Raw genomic sequence first — 8,139 nt, 5'->3', positions numbered from 1 at the left:
AAGCCCGTGATGCTCTGCCGCTGCCGAACCGCCCTCAATGCGAGCGCGACGTCCGGTTCGTGATCTTTACCTCACCCCACGCGCCAATCCCGCGCAGCGGGTTCGTTCCCCGGCCCTATTGAGACGTTGGTTGCCTCGGTGCAAATGTCCGCTCATGGCGCTTATCGGACGTTTCGTGAGAGCCGATCCGGAGGCGTCGGTTAATCAGCCACAATGTCAGGACACGAGGGCCACCGGAGGAGTCGACAGCCGCTTGCCTCAGTGCCCGAATACCAGAGGCGGCGCTATACGGTCACGCCGCAACCAGCGCCCCAGCAAGAGCGCCGCCACCACCGCCAGTCCCGACGACAGGCCGATCCAGATACCGACGCCATTGAAGCCGAACCGGAAGGCCAGCAGCACGCCGAGCGGCAACCCGATGCCCCAATAGCCGATCGCGGCATAGATCATCGGCACCTTGGTGTCGTGCAGGCCGCGCAGCATGCCGCTGGCGACCGCCTGCGCGCCGTCAAAAACCTGGAACAGCGCGGCAAAAGCGAGGAACGACACGGCAAGCGCCACCACCTCGGCATTAGCCGGATTGCCCAGGTCGATGAAGGCGCCGATCAGGAGATGCGGCCACAGGATCATCACCAGCCCCATCAGCGCCATGAAGGAGACACCGACGACATAGGCGGTCCAGCCAGCCCGGCTGACACCTTCCGGATTGCCGGCGCCGTGGGCAAGTCCGACGCGCACCGTCACCGCCTGATTGAGGCCGAGCGGCACCATGAAGGTGATCGAGGCGATCTGGATGGCGATCGCATGGGCGGCAAGCGAAGCCGCATCGATCAGGCCCATGAGAAAGGCCGCCGCGTTGAAGATCGTCACCTCGAAGGCCAGCAGGCCCGCGATCGGCAGGCCGAGCCGCAGCAGGCCCTTGAAGCGCGGCCAGTCGGCCCGCCAGAAGCGTCCGAACAGACGATAGCGCCGAAATTTCTTCTCAAGCATCACCACCGCCGCCATGCCGGCGAACATAAGTGTGCTGGACAGCGTGGTGGCAAGGCCGGAGCCGGCGATGCCCATCGATTGGATGCCGAGATTGCCGAACATGAACAGCCAGTTGAAAAAGGCGTTGCAGGCGACGGCAACGAAAACGATGATCAGTGCCCAGCGCGGCCGCTCCAGGGCCGAAATAAACGAGCGCAGGACGATGTAGCCGAAAAAGGGCAGCACCGCCCATTCGAGCCAGCGCAGATAGACGCCGGCCTGGTGCGCCAGCGCCGGTTCCTGACCCATGGCCAGCAACACGCTCTCGCCGTGCCAGAGAAGGACCCATATCGGAATACAAATGAGGATCGCCAGCCACAGACCCTGGCGCACGGTGCGGCGCAGATCGCGCGCCGAGTGGCGGCGACGGCCGAGCTCGGTCGCCATCATCGGCGAGGTTGCCAGCATCAGGCCGAGCCCGAAGATCAGCGGCATGAAGTAGAGGTTGGCACCAAGCGCACCGCTGGCCAGCGTGTCCGGCCCCAGCCGCCCCATCATCATGACGTCGGTAGCGGTCATCGCGGTCTGGCCGAGATTGGTCAGCACCATCGGCCAGGCGAGCGCCAGCATCGCCCTGATTTCCCGACGCCAAAGGTTTTCCGGCGCGCGAGCGTCGGCTTCGATCGCAGACATTCTAGTTTTCCGCCTATCCGATTGCGGCACGTCGGCAAGAGCCGGAAGCCGCGTCTCAGCGCGGAAAATGGCCAAGATCGGCCGGATTCCGCATTACGACGGGTTTGTCTATCAAATGGGCACCGGTGGCAAGAGGCTGACTTGCGGAAGGGTTAAGCCAGTCAACTCAATGCGGGCTGTTGGAGAGGCCATGGAAGCCGCTATGGTCACGGTGGATTCATTTGAAAAGGCACCCTGATGAGCGCGTTTCCCGAAATCTATCTGGTTCGGCATGGCGAGACGGAATGGAGCGCGTCCGGAAAACATACCGGCCGGACCGACATACCGCTGACGCCGGCCGGCGAGGACGCTGCGAGGCGGATCCCTGAGCGGCTAAAGGGCCTGTCCTTCTCGGCGGTGTGGTCGAGCCCGTCGCAGCGCGCCTTCAACACCTGTGCGCTGGCCGGCTTCGGCGCGTCAGGCGTGAAGAAGGACGATCTGGCGGAGTGGGATTATGGTGCCTATGAGGGATTGACCACCAAGCAAATCCTCGCCGAGCGTCCCGGCTGGCGGCTTTTTCGCGACGGCTGCCCGAGGGGCGAGTCGGCCGCGGATGTCGCCTCGAGGGCGGACCGGATCGTCAGCCAGTTGCACGAGGCCGGCAGCAATGTCCTGATCTTCTCAAGCTCGCATTTCCTGCGGGTGCTGGCCGCACGCTGGCTCGGCCTGCCGCCGCAAGGTGGCGCGCTTTTCGTGCTGGATACCGCCAGCGTGAGCGTGCTCGGCTACGAGCACGATTTTGACGAACCGGTAGTCCGGCGCTGGAACCAGAGATAGCTGTCTCGAGGCCGTTCGGCCCTATCGGATCGCGTCCAGCGCGTGCCTTTGCCGATGCATTTCGAGAAACACGCGATAGTCGCGGTCGAACCGGCCGGCGGCAGCCGGATTGGGCTCGCGCGTCCTGCCGCCTTGCTGCATGGCGACGCAGGCGGCGTTCAAATCGGGAAAAAGTCGGGCCGCGGTGGCCGCAATCATGCCGGTGCCGAGCAGCACCGCTTCATCCGCCAGCGGCTCGACCACTGTGCAGCCGGTGGCGTCGGCATAGAGTTCCATCAATAGCGGGTTCTTGGTGTGGCCGCCGGTGACGTGCAGCGTGTCGATCAGATAGCCGTTTTCGTTCAGCGCTTCCAGCACATGGCGGACGCCAAGCGCGATGCTGACGGCGGTGCGCCAGTAGAGCTTGCACAGGCTGTCGAAGGAGGAATCCAGCGTCAGCCCGCTGATGACGCCGACGGCATGCGGGTCGGCGAGCGGCGAACGGTTGCCGTGAAAATCGGGCAGCACGTGCAGCCTGGCGGCGAGGTTGTCTCCTTCCGCGGCGCGCAGCTCGGCGACGCGGCGGGCGATCCTGGCATGCATGGCGGCATCCGGTTCGCCGCCGGCGCCGTTCCAGCGGATGATGTGATCGAGCAGCGCGCCGGTGGCCGACTGGCCGCCTTCCGACAGCCACAGACCGGGAAGGGCGGCGCCATAATACGGCCCCCAGACACCGGCGAAAGGCTGCGGGTCGGGCGACATCGCCATGACGCAACTCGACGTGCCGGCGATCAGGGCCAGATGGCGGCCGATGTCCTTCGCGTCACCGGCGAAGCCGCCGAGCACGCCAAGCGCGCCGGCATAGGCATCGATGACGCCGGCGCCGACCCGGCATTTTTCGGTGAGGCCAAGCTCCGCCGCGGCTTGTGCGCCGAGCGGCCCGATATCGGCGCCGACCGGGCTTGCCTTTCCCGGCAAATTGCCGTGCTCGAAAAGGTCGCCGAGCCCCACGGCTTCGAAGAAGTCGCGCCGCCAGCCGGTCTCTTCATGGGCCAGATAGGTCCATTTGGCGGTCAGCGTGCATTGCGAACGGGCGAGCGAGCCGGTTGCCTTCCAGCTCAGGAAGTCGGTGAGGTCGAATAGGTAGCCGGCTTCGTTCCATGTTCCAGGCAGGTTGCGCTTCAGCCACATCAGCTTCGGCGTCTCCATTTCCGGCGACATGACGCCGCCGATATAGTCGAGCACGGCATGGCCGCTTCTGGTGCATTCGTCGGCCTCGGCAATGGCGCGATGGTCGAGCCAGACGATGGTGTCCCAGCGCCTTTCGCCAGTGACGGACACGCTGAGCTGGCCGCCGTGCCGGTCCCGCACCACAAGCGAGCAGGTGGCGTCAAAAGAGATGCCGACGATATCCTCGGCCTTCACGCCCGCCTTTTCGCGGGCAGTGCGCACGGCCATGCACACCGCCGACCATATATCCTGCGAATCGTGCTCGGCATGGTCGGCCTTCGGCTGTTGCATGGCGATCGGGTGCTCGGCGCGGCCGAGCAAGGCGCCACCGGTGTCGAGAATGCCGGCACGGGCGCTTCCGGTGCCGACATCGACCGCGCAAACGAAACTGTTGGTCAAGGTGTTCTTGCTCTCGCTCCCAGGCCTGCAATCAGATCGGGCAATTGCAGCATGTCAGCGAATATAAAGTCCGGCTCACTTGACGCAAGCCGCGCTTTCAATGCCGGGTTGCCGGTGTGCGAGCCGCCGGTGAAGGCAAGGACGCGCATGCCGGCCGCCCGCGCCGCTTCGATGCCGGCCGGGCTGTCCTCGACGACGAGGCAGTTTCGCGGGGCCGCTCTCATTTTATCGGCTGCATGGAGAAAGAGATCGGGCGCCGGTTTGCCCCGCGCCACCATGGCGGCGCTGAACAGATGCGGCTCCAGCAGGCCAAGCAATCCTGTGACCTGGAGCGCATAGCGGATCCGCTCCAGCGTGCCGGAGGAGGCGACGCAGCACGGCACGCCGAGCTTCGGCAGGACCTGTGCGATGCCTGGCATCGGTTTCAGCTGCTCGCGGAACTTGCGCATCAGTTCGGCGCGCATCTCGGTCAGATGCTGGTCGGTGAGATCGAGCCCGAAGTCGCTTGCGAGGATTTCGCGGACGCTCTTCATGCTCTTGCCGAGGAAGTGCTCGTAGGCAATGTCCTCGCTGACGTTGCCGCCGGCAAGCGCGATCATCTCCAGCAATGCCGAAACGGACAGCATCTCACTGTCCACCAGCACGCCGTCACAGTCGAAAATGACCAGTTCAGGCGTCATCGCGCTGGATCGGCTTCAGAGGTCGCCGGCGAGATAGCGCGTCAGTGTCGCGCGCGCGCCGTCCGCCCACAGCGATTTGAGCGCATGGCCGAACGCTTCGGCGAACGGCCGCGAGCGGCCGACATCGCCATAGATGTCTTCCATGGCAAGCCAGGCGGCAGGCATGTCCCTGGCCGCCTTGGCCGTCGCGTGCAACCGGCCCCAGTTCGGGTCGTTGGGCTCGGTGACGGCACCGGAATCCGTCGTGCCGAAGCAGTAGCGACACCAGAGCGCAGATTCCAGCGCCAGGCCGGTGACGCTTTTGCCGGCCTTCAGCCGGTCGGCGATGGTCGGAATGATGAATTTCGGCTGGCGGTTGGAGCCGTCGAGGCAAAGCCGGCGTATGGTGTCGCCGATCTTCGGGTTGGAGAATCGGTGCTCGATAAGCTGGTAATAGTCCTCCAGCACGGTGTCCGGCACCGGCGGCACGGTCGGGATGATTTCGTCATGCTCGAGCTTGTCGAGGAAGCCGCGTACCAGCGGCTCCTGCATTGCCTCATGTACGAAATGGATGTCCATCAGCCCGGCCGGATAGGCGATGGTCGCGTGGCCGCCATTGAGGATGCGGATCTTCATCAGCTCATAGGGCGCGACATCGCTGACGAACTGCACGCCGACCTTTTCCAGCGGCGGGCGGCCGTCGGTGAAACGGTCCTCCAGCACCCATTGCTTGAACGGTTCGCAAAACACCGGCCAATTGTCGTCGAGGCCGAATTCGCCGGAGAGAATGCCGCGCTCGCGGTCGGTGGTGGCCGGCGTGATGCGGTCGACCATGCCATTGGGAAAGGCAACTTTTTCGCTCACCCAGTTTGCCAGATCCTCGTCGATCAGCCGCGCAAGGCCGATGACGCCATCCGAGGTGACGTGGCCGTTATGGGGGATGTTGTCGCAGGACATGATTGTAAAAGGCACGATGCCGTCGGCGCGGCGGCGCAGCAGCCCGGCGAGGATGAGGCCGAAGACGGTCTTCGGTGTCGCCCCCGGCTCAGCGTCGGCAACGATGTCGGGATGCGTCGGATTGAAGACGCCGGAAGCCGGATCGATGAAATAGCCGCCCTCGGTGATGGTCAGGGAAACGATCTTGATCGCCGGATCGGCGAGCTGCTCGACGATTGCGATCGCGTCGCCAGGCATTAGGAAATCGATCATGACGCCGGTGACGCGCGCACTCATATGGCCGCTGTCCTGCTCGACCACGGTGGTCAGCCAGTCCTGCTCCTGCAGCTTGCCGCGGCCGACCTTCTCGCCCTCGAACACGCCGGCGCCGACGATTGCCCAGTCGTGGCCGACACCCGAATTGAACAGGTCATCGAGATAGACGGCCTGGTGCGAGCGATGGAAATTGCCGACGCCGAAATGCACGATGCCGGCCTTGAGTGCGGCCCGATCGTATTTCGGGCCGGCGACCTTGGGCGGCAGCTTGGTGAGGTTGGAAGAAGAGAGTTTCACGGACATCTGCTTTTACCCTTTAGCGGGACGGCTCTTCCCCCCGTGGAGGAGACGGGGAGAAGAGCGCCTTCGCCCCCTCAACTCATCCACTGGCCGCCATCGACATTATAGGTCTGGGCAACGATGTATTCGGCCTCGTCGCTGGCCAGGAACACCGCCATGCCGGTGAGGTCTTGCGCCGTGCCCATGCGGCCATAAGGCACGGCTTCGCCGACCAGTCTCTTTTTTTCGCCCTTCGGCCGGTTCTCGAACTTGGCGAACAAGGCATCGACATGGTCCCAATGCTCGCCGTCGACGACACCCGGGGCGATGGCATTGACGTTGATGCGGTGCTTGATCAGGTCGAGCCCTGCCGACTGGGTGAGCGAGATGACCGCCGCCTTGGTGGCGCAGTAGACGGCGACCAGCGCCTCGCCGCGGCGCCCGGCCTGGCTTGCCATGTTGATGATCTTGCCGCCCTTGCCGCGGGCAATCATCGAACGGGCGGCGGCCTGCAGCGTAAACAGCGTGCCGGCGACGTTGACGGAAAACAATTTGTCGTAGCTTGTCTTGGTGATCTCGACGATCGGCGCCAGGTCGAACAGGGCAGCGTTGTTGATCAAGATATCGAGGCCGCCGGCCCTGGCTTCGACCGCCTTGACGGCTGCATCGATAGACGCGAGATCGGTGGCGTCCAGCTTCACCGCGTAGGCGTTGCCGCCGATTTCCGAAGCCGTCTTCTCGGCGGCCTCGAGATTGATGTCGCCAATCGCAACCGTCGCCCCTTCGCGCATATAGGCTTCGGCAAATGCCCTGCCGATGCCGCGCGCCGATCCGGTGATCAGCGCCGATTTACCCCGGAGCCTCATTGCAGCATCGCCTTCCCGTCGGCGCCGAAACGATGCAGCTTGGCCTTGTCCGGCGTCAGGTAGATCGTGTCGCCGTGATGGACGGGCAATTCGCCGTCGGCGCGTACCGTCAGCTGCCCGACACCATCCGCCTGGACGTGCAGGAACGTGTCGGAGCCGAGATGCTCGGCAACGCCGACCGTCGCCTTCCAGTCGCCTGACGTCTTCGAAATGTTCATATGTTCCGGACGGATGCCGACTGTCCTGGCGCCATATTTGGCGGCCGGCGCGCCTTCAATCAGGTTCATCTTCGGCGAACCGATAAAACCGGCGACGAACAGGTTCTTGGGCGTCTTGTAGAGCTCCATCGGCGAGCCGACCTGCTCGATATTGCCGGCATTGAGCACCACGATCTTGTCGGCCATGGTCATCGCCTCGATCTGGTCGTGGGTGACGTAGACCATGGTTGTCTTGAGTTGGTGGTGCAGCTCGCTGATCTCCAGCCGCATGGTGCCGCGCAGCGCCGCATCGAGATTGGACAAAGGCTCGTCGAACAGGAAGGCCGATGGCTGGCGCACAATGGCGCGGCCGATGGCGACGCGCTGCCGCTGGCCGCCTGAGAGCTGGCCGGGACGGCGATCGAGATAGTTCGTGAGGTTCAGGATCCGCGCGGCGTCCTTCACCTTCTTGTCGATGGTGGCTTTGTCCTCGCCCGCCATCTTCAGCGGGAAAGCGATGTTCTTGGCCACCGTCATGTGCGGGTAGAGCGCGTAGGACTGGAACACCATGGCCAGCTTGCGCTTGGCCGGCGCCTCACCGGTGACGTCGCGGCCATCGATATTGATGGTGCCGCCGCTGGTGTCCTCCAGGCCGGCGATCAGACGCAGCAGCGTTGACTTGCCGCAGCCTGACGGGCCGACGAAGACGACGAACTCGCCGTTCTCGATGACCAGGTCGAGGCCGGGAATGATGGACGTCGCCCCGAAGGATTTGGAGACGTTCTTGAGCGTGATGTTTCCCATGTTTTCCTCCCCCGAAGGGCTATTTCGTCGTTTTCT

At 64.2% G+C, this 8,139-nt stretch carries 8 protein-coding genes; 2 read left to right on the top strand and 6 right to left on the bottom strand.

Annotated elements, in window-relative coordinates:
* Positions 1 to 258: 258 nt before the first annotated feature.
* Complete coding sequence (locus tag AC0L2X_RS10245) at positions 259 to 1,662, bottom strand: MATE family efflux transporter (RefSeq protein WP_473599736.1); 1,404 nt, start codon at positions 1,660 to 1,662, stop codon at positions 259 to 261.
* 67 nt (positions 1,663 to 1,729) lie between these two features.
* On the opposite strand from AC0L2X_RS10245, the gene AC0L2X_RS10240 reads away from it, so the two are divergent.
* Together AC0L2X_RS10240 and AC0L2X_RS10235 are read left to right on the top strand one after the other, a co-directional pair.
* Positions 1,730 to 1,900: a hypothetical protein gene (locus AC0L2X_RS10240; RefSeq protein ID WP_473599735.1), complete on the top strand. Its 171-nt coding sequence runs from the start codon at positions 1,730 to 1,732 to the stop codon at positions 1,898 to 1,900.
* Entirely contained in the window at positions 1,897 to 2,478 is a 582-nt protein-coding gene (locus tag AC0L2X_RS10235; RefSeq protein ID WP_473599746.1) for a histidine phosphatase family protein, read from the top strand. Before AC0L2X_RS10240 ends, AC0L2X_RS10235 begins: the two co-directional genes overlap by 4 nt.
* Before the next feature lie 21 nt (positions 2,479 to 2,499).
* Here the strand turns inward: AC0L2X_RS10235 and AC0L2X_RS10230 are convergent, their stop codons facing one another.
* From AC0L2X_RS10230 to AC0L2X_RS10210, 5 genes are all read right to left on the bottom strand, one after another.
* On the bottom strand, positions 2,500 to 4,086 hold the full coding sequence (locus AC0L2X_RS10230) for an FGGY-family carbohydrate kinase (protein ID WP_473599734.1): 1,587 nt from the start codon (positions 4,084 to 4,086) through the stop codon (positions 2,500 to 2,502).
* Complete coding sequence (locus AC0L2X_RS10225; protein ID WP_473599733.1) at positions 4,083 to 4,766, bottom strand: HAD family hydrolase; 684 nt, start codon at positions 4,764 to 4,766, stop codon at positions 4,083 to 4,085. The genes AC0L2X_RS10230 and AC0L2X_RS10225 overlap by 4 nt, the downstream gene beginning before the upstream one ends.
* Positions 4,767 to 4,781: 15 nt before the next feature.
* Positions 4,782 to 6,260 (bottom strand): mannitol dehydrogenase family protein, encoded by a 1,479-nt coding sequence (locus AC0L2X_RS10220; protein WP_473599732.1) that lies wholly within the window; start codon positions 6,258 to 6,260, stop codon positions 4,782 to 4,784.
* A gap of 71 nt (positions 6,261 to 6,331) precedes the next feature.
* Complete coding sequence (locus AC0L2X_RS10215) at positions 6,332 to 7,102, bottom strand: L-iditol 2-dehydrogenase (RefSeq protein ID WP_473599731.1); 771 nt, start codon at positions 7,100 to 7,102, stop codon at positions 6,332 to 6,334.
* Positions 7,099 to 8,103 (bottom strand): ABC transporter ATP-binding protein, encoded by a 1,005-nt coding sequence (locus tag AC0L2X_RS10210; protein WP_473599730.1) that lies wholly within the window; start codon positions 8,101 to 8,103, stop codon positions 7,099 to 7,101. The genes AC0L2X_RS10215 and AC0L2X_RS10210 overlap by 4 nt, the downstream gene beginning before the upstream one ends.
* Positions 8,104 to 8,139 lie beyond the last annotated feature (36 nt).

It is taken from the genome of Mesorhizobium sp. WSM4828 (assembly GCF_055811175.1).
Note: the sequence above shows the minus strand (reverse complement) of the source record. Positions and strands in the feature narration are given on the sequence as shown.

What these genes read in the sequence shown, in the direction of transcription:
- AC0L2X_RS10245 (WP_473599736.1), bottom strand. Translation starts at nt 1,662, where the DNA reads ATGTCTGCGATCGAAGCCGACGCTCGCGCGCCGGAAAACCTTTGGCGT.
- AC0L2X_RS10240 (WP_473599735.1), top strand. Translation starts at nt 1,730, where the DNA reads ATGGCCAAGATCGGCCGGATTCCGCATTACGACGGGTTTGTCTATCAA.
- AC0L2X_RS10225 (WP_473599733.1), bottom strand. Translation starts at nt 4,766, where the DNA reads ATGACGCCTGAACTGGTCATTTTCGACTGTGACGGCGTGCTGGTGGAC.
- AC0L2X_RS10220 (WP_473599732.1), bottom strand. Translation starts at nt 6,260, where the DNA reads ATGTCCGTGAAACTCTCTTCTTCCAACCTCACCAAGCTGCCGCCCAAG.
- AC0L2X_RS10215 (WP_473599731.1), bottom strand. Translation starts at nt 7,102, where the DNA reads ATGAGGCTCCGGGGTAAATCGGCGCTGATCACCGGATCGGCGCGCGGC.
- AC0L2X_RS10210 (WP_473599730.1), bottom strand. Translation starts at nt 8,103, where the DNA reads ATGGGAAACATCACGCTCAAGAACGTCTCCAAATCCTTCGGGGCGACG.